The following is a 14438-nucleotide window of genomic DNA, read 5'->3' as shown; positions in this document are numbered from 1 at the left end:
TGAGTCGGCTGGGTTACGATTGCTTCCAAATAACTAAGGCTGCTCAGGGAGCGGCGGACCGGAGAAGAATGCATATTTCCAAATTGACCCTGGTCAACTACCGGAATTTCAAGAACACGACCCTTCGGTTTCACAAGGGGGTGAACACCATCATCGGGGAAAACGGCTCCGGCAAGTCGAACATCCTGCGAGCGATCCGGCTTCTGCTCGACGACACGATGGTGCGTGCCGCCTACCGCTTAGAGGAATCAGATTTCAGCCGTTCGCTCGGACAGTGGCAAGGTCACTGGATCATCATCAGCATGGAGTTCGAGGAGATCAGCACCGACGAATCCGTGCAGGCGCTGTTCCTACATGGCACGGCTACGCTTGAAGATACGCCGCTCCGAAAGGCTACCTATAACCTCATCTTCCGGCCCAAGAAAGAGATCCGACTGAAGCTGGCTGCCCTTGATATCTTTGACGAAGACAAGCTTGCTGAAATCCGCAGTGCGATCACAATCGACGACTATGAAACGATTTTCACAGGACGGAGTAGCGCCGACTTCAGCGCCCCCGCCGTGTACGAATCCATCGTCGGCGACTTCGAGTCGTGCGACTTCAAATCGGAGACGGAATTTCCGGAAATAGGGGCGAAAGTGCCCGGGTTCCTCTCCGTTACGAAAGAGGTCTCGCTTACATTCATTCAGGCGCTGCGCGACGTTGTAGCAGAGTTCCATAACAACCGAACGAACCCCTTGCTTACCCTGCTCAAGAGCAAAAGCGGGGAGATCAACCCCGAGACGATGCAGCCGATCACTCAGATGGTTCGCGATCTCAACACATCCATCGAGGACCTTGAGGATGTGCAGTCGGTTCGCAACCATATCCGCGAAACCATCAAGGACGCTGCTGGTGAAACCTACTCACCTGCTTCGCTATCGATCAAATCTGACTTGCCTGAGGAGGCTGAGAAACTTTTCCAGTCGCTACGGCTTTTCGTGGGCGAGTCAGAAGAAGGATACGAGGGGGCGATTCATGAGTTGAGCCTGGGTGGTGCCAACCTGATCTACCTGACACTCAAGCTTCTGGAGTTCAAGTACCAACGCGAAAAGCTTTCCATCGCCAACTTCCTCTTGATCGAGGAACCGGAAGCGCACATCCACACCCACATTCAGAAGACCCTGTTCGACCGCATCGCGTACAGCGACGCGCAGATCATCTACACCACACACTCCACTCACATCTCAGAGGTGAGTAATGTCAACAACGTCAACATTCTAGGACGGCACGGCTCATTTTGTGAGGCCTACCAGCCAGCTACGGGCCTTGAACCGTCCCAGGTCACGAGCATTCAGCGTTATCTCGATGCAGTGCGTAGCAATTTGCTCTTCGCCAAGAGCGTAATTCTTGTCGAAGGTGATGTGGAAGAGATTCTGATCCCGGTGCTCGTCAAGCAGGTGCTGGGCTTGAGCGTTGACGAGCTAGGGATCAGTGTCATCAACATCCGCAGCACGGGCTTCAAGAATGTAGCAGTCCTGTTCCACGACCTGCGCATCCGAAAGCGGTGCGCCATCGTCACCGACCTCGATCAGGCGTTCTTCGACATCACGCCATTGCCCACCGATGCCCCACCTACGGTAGCGAAAAAAGTCAAAGCGGCCGGTTCGCAGAAGTCTGGTTTAGAACGTAAAGCCGAACTGGATGTCTTCGTTGCCGAGAACCCATGGCTTGCAACGTTCTACGCCAAACATACGTTCGAGGTCGACTTCGTCGCAGCGGGGAACCATGAAGCCGTTGTTAAGACTGTCCCGAAAGTGTACAAGGACGCAGCGACGATCGAGGAGTCGATCAAAGCACTCCAATCTGGCCAACTGGCCCGAATGGGAGGCCGAACGCTGACGATGGCCCAGAAGGAGGGAAAGGGATGGTTCGCCATCCTGCTCGCCGACCAGCTCACCCCTCAGGTACAGATTCCCACCTACATCCAGCAAGCCATTCATTTCGCACATGGCCCTTTCTCCCGTCCGCTGCTTTCCCGAATCCTTCAACATCGCGCCGAGTGCCGGTTCAGCTCCAATTGTTCCGCAGCCCCTCTACACGCTGCTTTCCGGCTTGAGCTGGAACGCTTTCAGCGAGAGGAAATTAGCCTGCAGACCCTCAAAGCGGCAGTCGCCTTTATGCTGCAGGGGGACGTCATCAATGCGTTCCTGGCGGAGATGGCGTGATGTTCACCTGGGACCCGCGGGATCTTAATTGCGAGCAAGTTGCGGCCGTTGTAGAACCGTCAAGCATCTTCCTTACCGCATGCCCTGGCAGCGGCAAGACACGCACCCTGACCTACAAAATTGCCTATGAGCTGTCTCGCCGCGCAGACAAACGGATCGTTGTAGCCATTACCTATACCCATCGAGCCGCCGATGAGATTCAGGAGCGTATTGAAGACCTGGGCGTCGACACCTCCGGGCTGTGGATCGGCACAATTCACTCGTTCTGCCTGGAGTGGATCATCAAGCCCTACGGCATTTACTGCCCCGCGCTCGCGCATGGTTACCGTGTCATCGACACACATGATCGCGAACTCATGCTGGAGCGGCTATGCGCCCCTTATCGAGGCGTCACTCACTGGGATTGCGACTACTACGTTAGCGAGACCGGGTACTACCTTGGATGCCAAGACACTCGCAAGCACGATGCGATTCACAAGGTTCTGGCTGCATACTTCGAAGAGCTTTCAGCCAGTCGACAGATCGATTTCGAACTGATTCTGTGGCACGCCCATACCCTCATGCGGGACCAGGCGCATATCGCGGTTCTGCTTTCGCGGGTTTTTTCCCATGTTCTGGTAGATGAGTACCAGGACACCAAGCAGATCCAGTACAGCCTTCTGCTTACCATTCTGCGCGCAGGCCGCGGGCAGACGAAGACGTTCATTGTTGGCGATCCGAACCAGGCAATCTACGGATCGCTCGGCGGCTATGCGATACCAGTGGCTGACTTCCGCGCCCAGGCCGGCATCCCGATCAAAGAGATGGCACTCAGTCGCAATTACAGGTCTAGCAAGAGGATCATCAGCTATTTCTCCAACTTCAACGTCCACGCGACGAGCATTAAGAGCGCGGGCGAGCATGCAGCGTTTCCCAGCCTGGTGACCTACAACCAGGACGTCGCTCACACCGATGTGCACGATGAACTGGTCAGGTTGATTCAGGTGAGTCTTGCCGCCGGCAATACACCCCAAAACATCTGCGTGCTCGCTCCATGGTGGATTTTGCTGGCCTCCACGACCCGTAAACTGGTGGCGATGCTGCCCGATCAGCAGTTCGATGGTCCAGGCCTCGTTCCTTTCAGCAACGATTCGGACAATTTCTGGTTCAAGCTCTCCAAAATCTTGCTGACAGAGTCTTCACCGAGGCTGCTAGTTCGTCGAATGCGCTGGGCAAACGATGTGATCAAAGACCTCGATGATTTCGGTGTGGACACCACGCGGCTTACGCAACGAAAGCTGCTAGGGGAGTGCAACGCACTCTCGATTGATGAGACGGATGGACTCAGGTACCTGGATCAAGCTTTCACCGATTTGTTTGAGCGGCTCAGTTTATCGCCGGAGAATTTCCCACCGCTCGCGGCGCACCGTGAGGCGTTCTTTAACAGCTCAGCATCGAGAATCGAGAGACTCCAGAAAGCCGGAGCGAGCTACATCAATCAAGTGTCATTCTTCAAGAAGGTGTTTCGTGAGCGGACCGGCATAACAGTTTCCACTATTCATGGGGTCAAGGGCGCCGAGTTCGACGTTGTTATCGCATTCGGCCTGTTGGAGGGAATGGTGCCTCACTTCAATGAAGCGGACGGTCATGTTGCCGCGAGCAAGCTCCTTTATGTGTTGAGCTCCCGCGCTCGAAAACATCTTCACTTGATCTCAGAAACGGGACGATCGAAAGGACGGTACGGGGTCTATACACCGACCGAGTCACTCGTAGCTTGCCGCTTTAGTTACGACTCAGACTGAGATCACCGGAAGCCTTACCCTCCACCTATTAACTACTGAAAGCCAGCCAGTGCCATACTGGAATCTGTCAGGTTACCCGTTCGCAATCGGTCGTATACCGAGTGCGCGTGGGGGCAAATGCGGGGGCATAACTTGCAATTTTCGGCCTGAAACTATCGGAATAGAGCCTCATTCAGATGTTTTTTGGGGACCCCGATAGCCTGTAATGGAATTCCACTAAATTCCATAAAGTCGTTATATAGCAAATAGTTATTGACAATTTCAGTCCGCTGCCGTCTGTCTAAATCCAATGGATTCCACGACTCATGGGGGCATATTGGGGGCAAATTTCGGTTCCTTAAAAAGGATGCCCCCACCGATGCCCCCAGATAATGCGGTTGTTTTCAAACGAAAACTCAGCGATGCCTTGATCCGCTCACTGACCGAAACCGGCAAGCACGCCGATGGCGAAGTCCCTGGCCTCTACTTGGAGGTAAGGGCCTCGAGCAAGGTCGGAAAACACCCTTCCAAGGTTTGGCGATTGAAGTATCGGCTGCATGGCAAGGAAAACCGTTTCTCGATCGGTGCCTACCCCGACATCGGTCTGAAGGAAGCACGCGACATTGCCCGCGGCGCACGCCGCGACGTGGCCAACCACATTGCTCCGCTCAAAGCCAAGACCGCGAAGATCGAGGCACAGCTGCTCAACGAAGAGCGCACCTTCGAATATGTGGCCAAGTAATGGCTCGCATTTAAGTCTGCCGAACTTGTCACCAAGTCCATCTCAGGGTTTAGTGGCGCGCTGAGTAACCACATTTTGCCTGCCATCGGCAATAAACCGGTCAGCGAGATCAAGCTGGAACACATCACCACAATCATTACGGAGCTGCGCCGCCAACGCATCATGGCCATGGCGCGGCGCGTACGCACCATCATCCGTTCCATCCTGGGTTTTGCCGAAGGTCGAGGCTGGGTGGAACGCAACGTGGCGCTCAGTAACATCGAGGAGCTGAAGATTCGCCACGTCGTGACGAGCAATCCGGCGATTGAAAGGCCAGCCGACCTGGGCAGATTTCTTTTACGCCTGGATGACTGTAACGACGGCAGTGTTGCCACCGCCATGCGGCTGCTGGTCGTGTTGCCGGTCCGCCCTGGCGAACTGGTGCAGATGCGTTGGGAAGACGTCGATCTGGTCGGTGCCGATTGGCGTTATGTGGTGAGCAAGACCAAGCATCTGGACAAGAGCAAACACATCGTGCCGTTGCCTGAACAAGCCTTGGTACTGTTACGCGAGCTACATAAAACCCGCGTGGTGGATGAAGAAGGCAAAGGCTGGGTGTTCGTCTCACCGGTCTATCCAGGTCGCCCCATTAATCCGACCTCCATGCTCAAGTCCTTTCAACGTATCTGGCCAGAGTACGACATCACAGCCCACGGCTTTCGCGCCACTTACCGCACCATTGCCCACGAGCACTTGGGCATTGACCCCATCGTGCTTGAACTGTCGCTATCCCACCGTATGCCAGGTGCGCTGGGGGCTGTGTATGCGCGCGCGCAACTGCTGGTGCAACGTCGGGAGGCGGCTCAACGATGGGCGAACTATCTAGACCTGTTGAGGCAGAATGCAGCGAGGGTGACAACAGGTTGACGATACCGGTTAAAAATCAAACAGTGGAGTGGGAAACGAGACTCGCATCTGGTGTCCGACCCATTGAAATCCAAGGGGTTTCTTTTATTCCTGAAGCAGGAATGGACTCAATTCTGGACTTGTTTTCAGGGTGTATCGAGAGCAAAAAAAGATGATTCCAAGCCATGCTAGCGAGCTCTACCTACAACATGCTGAACTAATCGGTTGGTGCGGCAGCAGTCGCGCATGAGATAGGGGAATGCCTGATCCATTGGATAAAGCGACATCCAGAGCTCCGGCGACCTTGGGCGAGGGCTGCTTGGGTCGTTACGGCCCGGATGACCTGAGTGCCGAGGATGACACCGAATTTACCGGCGCGGCGGAGCTCTGGGAGCAAATGCAGAATGAGTCCGAACCTATCTCCGTAGGCGCGGACTTATCGTTGAAGAAACCCTAAATCCGGAAGCTGCCTACCAGCTGCTTCAACCGCGCTGCTTGCTGTTCCAGGTCGGAACAGGCCCGCAACGTCGATTGCAGGTTTTCCACACCTTCCTGATTCAGTGTATTGATCTCGGTGATATCGACGTTGATCGATTCCACCACGGCGTTCTGTTCCTCGGTGGCGGTGGCCACCGATTGGTTCATGCTGTCGATTTCGCCGATACGCAAGGTCACGCTGTTCAGGCGTTTACCGGCGAGGTTGGCGATCTCCACGCTGTCCTGGCTATGACGCTGGCTGTCGCTCATGGTGCTGACTGACTCGCGGGCGCCGACTTGCAACTCCTCGATCATGGTCTGCACTTGTTGCGCCGACTCCTGGGTGCGGTGCGCCAGGTTGCGGACTTCGTCGGCGACCACCGCGAAACCACGTCCGGCCTCACCAGCCCGCGCCGCTTCAATGGCCGCGTTGAGCGCTAGCAGGTTGGTTTGCTGGGAGATGCTGGTGATCACTTCGAGAATCTGCCCGATGTTCACCGTCTTGCTGTTCAGCGACTCAATGTTGTTGCTGGAGGCACTGAGCATGCTCGACAGCTGATTCATCGCCACGATACTGCGATCCACCACTTGCTGGCCATCCTCGGCCAGGCTGCGGGCAGCGCTGGCCTCGCTCGATGCCTGGGCGGCGTTGCGGGCAATTTCCTGGGCGGCTGCGCCAAGCTGGTTGATGGCGGCTGCTACGCTGCTGGTGCGCGAGGCTTGCTGGTCGGAGTTGACCATCGACGAGTTGGAAGCCGCGACCACACGCAACGCCACTTCGTTGACTCGCTCGGTGGCCGAGGACACTTCGCGTATCGAGCCGTGAATGCGCTCGACGAAGCGGTTGAACTCAGTGCCGAGGGTGCCGAACTCATCGTTGCTCTGGATGGTCAGACGCTTGGTCAGGTCGCCTTCGCCGTTGGCGATGTCGGCCATGGTGCGGGTCATGACGTGCAATGGCTGGATCAGGATGCGAATCAGCAGGCCCAGCAGGGCGATGATGATGGCCACAGTAATGATCGTCGCTATCACTGCCGAGGTACGGAAATCGCTGAGCATCGAGTAGGCCTTTTCCTTGTCGACCGAAACAGCGATGTACCAGTTGACCGATGACAAGCCTTTGATCGGGGTGAAAGTCACAATGTGGGTTTTGCCGTCGACCTGAATTTCGTTTATTTCGCTGCTGATGGCCGGCGTGTCTTGTGGGTAGATATCCTGGAGCGACTTCATTGCCAGCGCTTTGTCGGGATGTACCAGGATCTTGCCTTCGGAACTGACCAGGAAGGCATAACCCATGCCGTTGAAATTCAGGGTGCCAAGGCTGTCGGCGATCGCCTGCAAAGTCAGGTCGCCACAGACCACTCCGATATTTTGGCCGTCTTTGATAACACTGTCGACAATGGAAATTATCAGTTGTCCGGAGGCCAGATCCATATAGGGCTCGGTTAATACCGAACCGCTGCTGCCTTGCGCGATCTTGTACCAAGGTCGTACACGCGGGTCATAGCCATCGGGCATCTTGCTGTCCGGACGAATGATGAAAGAGCCGTCCTTGCTGCCGAGGCAGGCTCCCCTGAAGGTCGAGGTCACGGCTTTTTGCTCTAGCAGTCTGGCAACGTTGTCGGCATCGGAATTCAGGGCAACCGATTGCGAGAGGTTCTCGATCAGCAGACTGCGCCCGTTCAACCAGGTCTGGATATTGTTGGCGGTCACTCCGCCCATTTCCTGCAGATAGTTTTCCAGGTTTTTACGAATGGCAGTGCGCTGCAAATAGTCGTTGTACAACGTGAACGAGGCAAAGGCAGCAAGGACGATGAAGGCGGCGGCAAGCAGGATTTTATGGCTGAAACGCATATTTTTTTTCATTGCTAGGGGTTCTCGAAGGTCTTGATGTCCAGTGCGCGCGTTTATAAAGGGACGCACGATGGGTAAGATTGAAAGCAAGTGAGTGTCCCGATTTTCCTTAGGGATGCTCCGATCAACTCGTCATCTCTGAGTGACGAGTTGAAAAAGTCGCAGCGCTCTACGGTCTTTGCCGAGAAACACCCCATACCGTCTGTTTTGGCGGGCTTCTACGCCCAGTTCTCCGCGTTAAGCGCGCAATTCGCCCATAGCCACCAGCCGTTTTCGAGCCATCCACAGGTTTGACAGAGCGAACAACGTGGTCAGCTGAGGGAGAGACCCTTTTCCTGCAAATAACCGTTGATGACCGCGAGGATTGCTGGGGCCAACTGGTGCTTTTCCAGCAGGTGTCGGAAGTTCATGATCGTGGTGTCTTCGGGGATCGGCGCGCTCAGCGTCAGGCGTGCGAACTGACGCATGGGCGTGATTTCATACAGCGCCTCTTCCATGGCCGGATCGCTCAGCGAGAACCAGTTCTGCAACAGATGAGTACGCAGCATTGTTTCCAGCGGGTAAGGTTTACGTCCGCCACCGGCCTTTGGTAGAACGGCTCGATCAGCCCCAGCAAGCCACTCCAGGGCACCACCTGATCCATCTCGGCGAGGAACCGTTCGCGGCGGGTCTGCTTGCGCTTGCCCGCATGTTCGAAGTCGGAAAAGCTCATCTGGCTCATGTCTGGCTCGGATCAGGTGGTAAGGGCGTATTTCAGCACGCCTGAGGACTTGCTCGGAGTTTCCTTAGCGATAGTTGCTGCGTAGTTGATGGACGACACCGATCAGTGCGACGAGGATCGCTGCACCACCGGTAGATACAATCAGGATTTGGTATTCAGGCATACAAGCCATGATCACGATGCACGCCAGAATGAATACAATCACTGCCCAGGTAAGCCAAGGATAGAGCCACATTTTGAGCGGGATATCTTGGCTCTGGTTTTTGAGCTTGCGACGCATTTTAAGCTGCGAATACGCAATCACCAGATAAACCAGCAAAGCAATCATGCCGGTAGTGTTCATCAGCGTATCGAGCACATCTTTGGGGCGCAGAGTTTCGCTGAAGTTAATGAACGCTAGAACGATGGCAATCGCGCAAGAACCGATGACGGCATAGATAGGCACACCGGTTTTTTGCCAAGTAATTTTGAAAACAGCCGGTGCGTCACCACGACTCGCGAGCGAGAACAGCATACGGGACGCCGTGTAATGGGCAGAGATCATGCAACTACTTACAGATGTCAGCACGACAGCATTCATAATCAGCTCAGCCCCAGGGATGCCAAGCAGTTCGAGAGTACGGCGGTACGAGCCGTAGCCGGATTCGCCCAGCATCGGGTCATTCCACGGGACAAGGCATACGATCAGGAAGATGGAGCCGACATAGAACAGTGCGACACGCCAGATCACCGATTTAGTGGTCTTGACAATTTGACGGGACGGGTTGTCAGACTCTGATGCTGCGATCGTCGCGATTTCCGCACCAAGGAAGCCGAACATAACCCCGAGCATGGCCCCTGCTACGGGATCAAAGCCATTCGGCATAAATCCATGTTCGGTTAGATTGCTGATTCCGCTAACAGGGCCGAAACTCCAGATATTGAGCACTGCAAGGCTGCCAATTGCCAGGAAGCTGAAGATGGCCACTACCTTGATCAAGGCAAACCAGAACTCAAACTCTCCGTAGTTTTTAACATTGAAGAAATTGATACTGATCAGCACGAGAGTCGTGGCCAGCACGAAAACGTTAACGCTTATGCCGGGGGCCCAGTTGTGCAGGATCTTTCCGGCCACGTAGGCTTCCCAGGCCATGAGGATTACCCAGTAACCCCAATACAGCCAACCGATGGTGAATCCCGCCCAGCGCCCGATAGCGCGGTCGGCGTAGGTAGAAAATGATCCAGTGTCGGGGGAAGAGGTTGCCATCTCACCGAGCATTCTCATGATGAGCATCATGAGAATCCCGCCAGCAAGATAAGCTAGAACTGCCGCGGGGCCGGCACTATGAATGACGCTACCAGAGCCCACGAACAGAGAACCCCCGATAACACCCGCGATAGACATCATCGTCAAATGTCGGGGCTTTAATCCCGACTTCAGGCTGCTCTCCTGGCCCTGATCTTTACTTACAGCAAAACTTGCATCCATCGTACTACTACCTCTGATTATTGTATTGGTAGAAGGTTAAGCCTATACATGCTTTACGCCGCCACCGAGTTGAGCCAGGCAACATTTAAAAATTCCACAAGGAATAACTGATACCCCTTGGAGAGACCAACTTATTCGTGGCACTAAACCTTCGAGAGCAAGCTTGATGTTCTTTGGCAGTTGCTGGGATGCACTAGTTGGCGTTGAAAATCCAGTGATGTGCAGATTGATAAAAATATCAGTTCCACAGGGGCTTTCTGCGAGTAAGGATTCGACAGAAGCTACGTTCAACATCGTACCAGCAATAAGCTCTGCATCTATGGCATACGGCAGTTCAGTCTCCAGCAGGTGCGCACCGCGCCCAATATTCATGAGCGGTACTGGACGTTTGCAACATTCGACAATCTGAGATTAAAAATTCCGCGCGTGGCTGGAGTCAGCGGAATTATGTTGATCAGCATGTCTACATATACCGCCAACTATTCGAGCTCGTTAACTCCAATGGACGTGATATTTAGAGGTTGTGACGTAATGCTCCACCCCAGTAGTTGGAATCCATCTCCGATGGAGCCGACTTTTTTTCCAAGGGATGGAGCTTACGGTGACCCGGTGCTGATTATTTGCTGGCCCAAGACATAAAGCGTTGCTCCAGAGACTCGCCGTTATCGGTCCAGAACTCGACGTCCATTTGCAACGCGTTCTTCATGTTTTCCGGATGCGTCGGCAGCTCGCTGGCAAGCTTTTCATCAAGCAGCGCCGCAACTGCAGTGTTGGTGGGGCCGTATGCCATTTTTTCGGTGTACAGTTTTTGCTGCTCCGGCTGCATGGCAAACGAAATGAACTTATAGGCCAGATCCAGGTTGGGAGTCCCTTTAGGAATGGCCCATTCATCAAATTGGTAGAGACTGCCATCCCACACGATTTTCAGATTGGCCCCGTTCTGCTGAGCAACATGTATGCGGCCGTTATAAGAAGAGCTCATCACGACGTCACCGGACACGAGGTATTGCGGCGGCTGGGCGCCAGCTTCCCACCACTGAATGTTCGGCTTGATCTCATCTAGTTTCTTGAAGGCACGATCGACGCCTGCCGGCGTAGAGAGCACCTTGTAAATATCAGCTGGAGCTACGCCATCCGCCATGAGGGCGAATTCAAGGGCGCCGCGTGCAGACTTGCGCAAGCTGCGCTTGCCAGGAAACTTCTTCAAGTCCCAGAAATCTTTCCACCCAGTGGGTGCGACCTTGAGCTTGTCAGCGTTGTACGCGAGCACATTCGACCAAACGAAAATGCCTACGCCGCATTCGGTCTGCGCGCCGTTGACCAGAGGCTCCTTAATCCCTAGACGCTTGTAGTCGAGCTGCTCGAAGAGCCCATCGCCACAACCCCGCGCGAGATCGTTGTCCTCCACGTCCAAGATGTCCCAGTTCACGCTCTTGGTGTCTACCATGGCTTTTACCTTGGCCATCTCACCGTTCCACTCACCGGCGATCACCTTCGTACCGGTCTCCTTCTCGAATGGCTTGTAGAAAGCCGCTATCTGAGCATCCTTACTAGCCCCGCCGTATGAGATAACCGTGACGCTCTCTGCCATCGCATTCCCCGCGATTGCCAACCCACTCAGTGCCACAAGACCCAGTATTTTCGCCTTCATTGCCGCGCTCCTATAAAGCTGCGAGTAATTGTTTTAGTTAGTAAAAGGCAGAATTGGAGAACAGGAAGATCTCTTAGCAGTGAGTGGAAACCTATTTCCTCACGACCGCTACAACAGAGATCTGGATGGCACTGAAGCAAATAACATCGTTTGCAGAGCCCACCTGTCCCGGTTAATCGCATGCAAATTATCTGGGGAGAAACCACGTACCTCCGTTACTAGAAAGTGATCAAAATCTCCTTCGCGAAGTGGGAGCATCTCGCACCCCACTTCGGCCTTGGCAGCACTTACTTAAGATCACCAAGTACCCTGTCGAGGGTTTCGATGAAGATGTCCGCCTGCTCTCGCTGGAAGATCAGCTGAGGACGAACCTTCAGAATGTTTTCCATCGGACCGGCAGAGCTGATCAGCACGCCGCGCTCACGCAGCCCGTTGACCACCTGGCGCGTGGCGTCAGCGTCGGGGGCTTTGGTGGAGCGATCGCTAACCAGCTCAACCCCTAGGAACAGGCCTGCGCCACGAACGTCGCCGATGACTTCGTAACGCTTGGCAAGCTCCTCGATTCCAGCCTTCAGGTAAGCACCGACCGACGCACAGTTGCGCAGCAGTCCTTCGTTCTGGATGAAGTCCAACACGGCATTAGCCGCAGCACAGGAAACCGGGTTGCCACCGAAGGTGTTGAAGTAGCGAGCGATACGGCCGAACTCTTCGACGACATCAGAGCGCATGACCGCGGCGGCGATCGGCTGACCATTGCCCATGGGTTTACCCATGGTCACGATATCGGGTTCGACGCCGTGGCGCTGGAAGCCCCAGAGATGGGAGCCAGTGCGCCCGAAACCGGATTGGACTTCGTCGGCGATGTACAGCAGGCCTTCCTGCTTCGCCAGGGCGATTGCATCCTTCGCAAAGCCGGCAGGGTCGGACAGAACGCCATCGCTGGCAAAAATGCCGTCGAAGAGAATGGCCGCAGGCTTTATGCCGTTGGCGCGCATGTCATCGATGGCCGCGCGGACATCCTCCGCGAAGACCCGCGCAACATTTTCGACGCCTAGCCGGTAGGCATCAGGTGCGCGGACTTTGCGGACGAACGTGCCCAGCTCGACGCCTGCTCCCAACGAGGGAGAGACAGCAGACACCAGGTCAGTGATGCCGTGGTAGGCGAGTTCGGTAACGATCACACCAGTACCGCCGGTGTACTGCTTGGCGATTCGCAAGGCCAGGTCGTTCGCTTCGCTGCCGGTACAGGTGAACATCACGTGGTTCAAGTAAGACGGGAACGTCGCCAGCAGCTTGTCTGCATAGTTCAGGATGCCCTCGTGCAGATAGCGCGTATGCGTGTTCAACACCTTCACCTGCTCGCAGATCGCGTTGACCACGTGCGGATTGCAGTGACCGATCGATGCGACGTTGTTGTAAGCGTCCAGGTAGCGCTTGCCGTCGGCGTCGTAGAGCCATACACCCTCGCCCTTCACGATGTGCAGGGGGCGCTCGTAGAAGAGGCGATATGCCGGGCCGAGGGTCTGGTCGCGGCGCGCGATGAGTTCGCGCTCTTGCTGGGAGAGATGTTCGGCGTCGGTCGCCGTGAAGCCATTAACCATTGTCATGCCATTGCCTCCATGGAGCAGATGCGAGCGATTTGTTCTTGAGCGAGTCCACGGGGAATGTTTGAGAAGCCACGGAGGCCGACCCACGCGGATGGGGCATTGCGCAAGATGTACGCGCGGTTTTCCGGATACATCGTCGCCCGCCAGTTCGTGATGGCGACGGTCATCACCATGCGTGCAGCAATGAGATCGAAGAGGATCTCCTGCTCGACCTCTTCCAGCGGGCATACGCTGTTGTACGCACCGATGAAGGGCAGCGCCTGGGATAGAACGTGCTCGCCAGCGCCCAGCTGATAGGAGGCGCCCACGGCCAGATCGTTGATCAGCGGCGCATGCACCATGTCGCCGAAATCGAGGATAGTGCGGATGTTCTCCGGACGATCACGTTCAACGATCACGTTGTGGAAGTTGAGGTCGTTGTGAATGACCTGAGCACGGAGACCTTGAAGACGTGGGAGCGCGTAGGTTTCGAAGTTCTCGAGGAACCGGGCTACTAGGCGCCGGTCTTCGAGGTCGGGAATCAGATCTAGCAAACTGCCCATGCGCGAACAGTGCTTGATGTCCCACAGAAGCTCATGGCCGGCAGCCGGATGGAAGAAGCCACGCAGGGCAATACCCAAGCGAGCGAGGTGTACGCCCAGATTCTCCCTAAGGACCTGGCTGGGAGCTTCGATCTTGTTGAGCTGTACGCCCTCGACGAATGAGAGCAGGCGCACCAGGACCTGTTGTCCACCCAGTTCGACCGGAATCTGATAGGTGCCGGACTGGTTCGGATAAACACGCGATACGGGCAGGGTGGGATCCGTGCGCTGGACGTGAAGGAGCGCCTTGTTCTGGAAGTCGGTTACGTTGACGTCCTCTGCTGAGTTGGAAACCTTCAGCAGGAACTGACGGCCATCCTGGCAGCGAAGATGGAAGTTCAGGTCACGTTCGCCAGCGAGCAGTTGTGCCTGGCAGTGCAGACCGAACTGCTCCAACGCCACGGCCTGCGCCTGCTCGTCAGAGGCCTGTGGAGCAGCGGCGGTGAGGACATGATCATTCGGCGCATTGGTTTGAGTTTTCACGG

At 55.4% G+C, this 14438-nt stretch carries 9 protein-coding genes and 3 pseudogenes; 4 read left to right on the top strand and 8 right to left on the bottom strand.

What is annotated here, in order from left to right:
- Positions 1-68: 68 nt before the first annotated feature.
- The 4 genes and pseudogenes from ACMTA2_RS16805 (at position 69) to ACMTA2_RS16790 (ending at position 6051) form a co-directional block, all read left to right on the top strand.
- Entirely contained in the window at positions 69-2207 is a 2139-nt protein-coding gene (locus ACMTA2_RS16805) for an AAA family ATPase (protein WP_413790879.1), read from the top strand.
- On the top strand, positions 2207-3988 hold the full coding sequence (locus ACMTA2_RS16800; protein WP_413790878.1) for a UvrD-helicase domain-containing protein: 1782 nt from the start codon (positions 2207-2209) through the stop codon (positions 3986-3988). Before ACMTA2_RS16805 ends, ACMTA2_RS16800 begins: the two co-directional genes overlap by 1 nt.
- 358 nt (positions 3989-4346) lie before the next feature.
- Positions 4347-5615, top strand: a pseudogene (locus tag ACMTA2_RS16795) (tyrosine-type recombinase/integrase).
- A gap of 238 nt (positions 5616-5853) precedes the next feature.
- Entirely contained in the window at positions 5854-6051 is a 198-nt protein-coding gene (locus ACMTA2_RS16790; RefSeq protein WP_208555565.1) for a hypothetical protein, read from the top strand.
- Here ACMTA2_RS16790 and ACMTA2_RS16785 read toward each other — a convergent pair.
- The 8 genes and pseudogenes from ACMTA2_RS16785 to ACMTA2_RS16750 form a co-directional block, all read right to left on the bottom strand.
- Positions 6048-6812, bottom strand: a complete 765-nt coding sequence (locus tag ACMTA2_RS16785) for a methyl-accepting chemotaxis protein (protein WP_413795672.1) — start codon at positions 6810-6812, stop codon at positions 6048-6050. The two genes, ACMTA2_RS16790 and ACMTA2_RS16785, sit on opposite strands and share 4 nt — an antisense overlap.
- A 93-nt stretch (positions 6813-6905) precedes the next feature.
- A pseudogene (locus ACMTA2_RS16780) lies at positions 6906-7925 on the bottom strand (HAMP domain-containing protein); the annotation flags it as partial.
- Positions 7926-8242: 317 nt separating this feature from the next.
- A pseudogene (locus ACMTA2_RS16775) lies at positions 8243-8646 on the bottom strand (transposase); the annotation flags it as partial.
- Between the two features lie 64 nt (positions 8647-8710).
- Positions 8711-10114, bottom strand: a complete 1404-nt coding sequence (locus ACMTA2_RS16770) for an amino acid permease (RefSeq protein WP_208555563.1) — start codon at positions 10112-10114, stop codon at positions 8711-8713.
- 42 nt (positions 10115-10156) lie between these two features.
- Positions 10157-10486, bottom strand: coding sequence for a Rossmann-fold NAD(P)-binding domain-containing protein (locus ACMTA2_RS16765; RefSeq protein WP_413790877.1), 330 nt, complete (start codon positions 10484-10486; stop codon positions 10157-10159).
- A 244-nt stretch (positions 10487-10730) separates the two neighbouring features.
- A complete protein-coding gene (locus tag ACMTA2_RS16760) occupies positions 10731-11765 on the bottom strand; it encodes an ABC transporter substrate-binding protein (protein ID WP_208555562.1) in 1035 nt (344 codons plus the stop codon).
- 287 nt (positions 11766-12052) lie between these two features.
- A complete protein-coding gene (locus ACMTA2_RS16755) occupies positions 12053-13372 on the bottom strand; it encodes an aspartate aminotransferase family protein (protein WP_208555561.1) in 1320 nt (439 codons plus the stop codon).
- Positions 13369-14436, bottom strand: coding sequence for a phosphotransferase (locus ACMTA2_RS16750; protein ID WP_413790876.1), 1068 nt, complete (start codon positions 14434-14436; stop codon positions 13369-13371). The genes ACMTA2_RS16755 and ACMTA2_RS16750 overlap by 4 nt, the downstream gene beginning before the upstream one ends.
- Positions 14437-14438 lie beyond the last annotated feature (2 nt).

The organism is Pseudomonas medicaginis (genome assembly GCF_965119365.1).
Classification (GTDB): Bacteria; Pseudomonadota; Gammaproteobacteria; order Pseudomonadales; family Pseudomonadaceae; genus Aquipseudomonas.
This window is presented reverse-complemented; position numbering and strand designations above follow the sequence as displayed.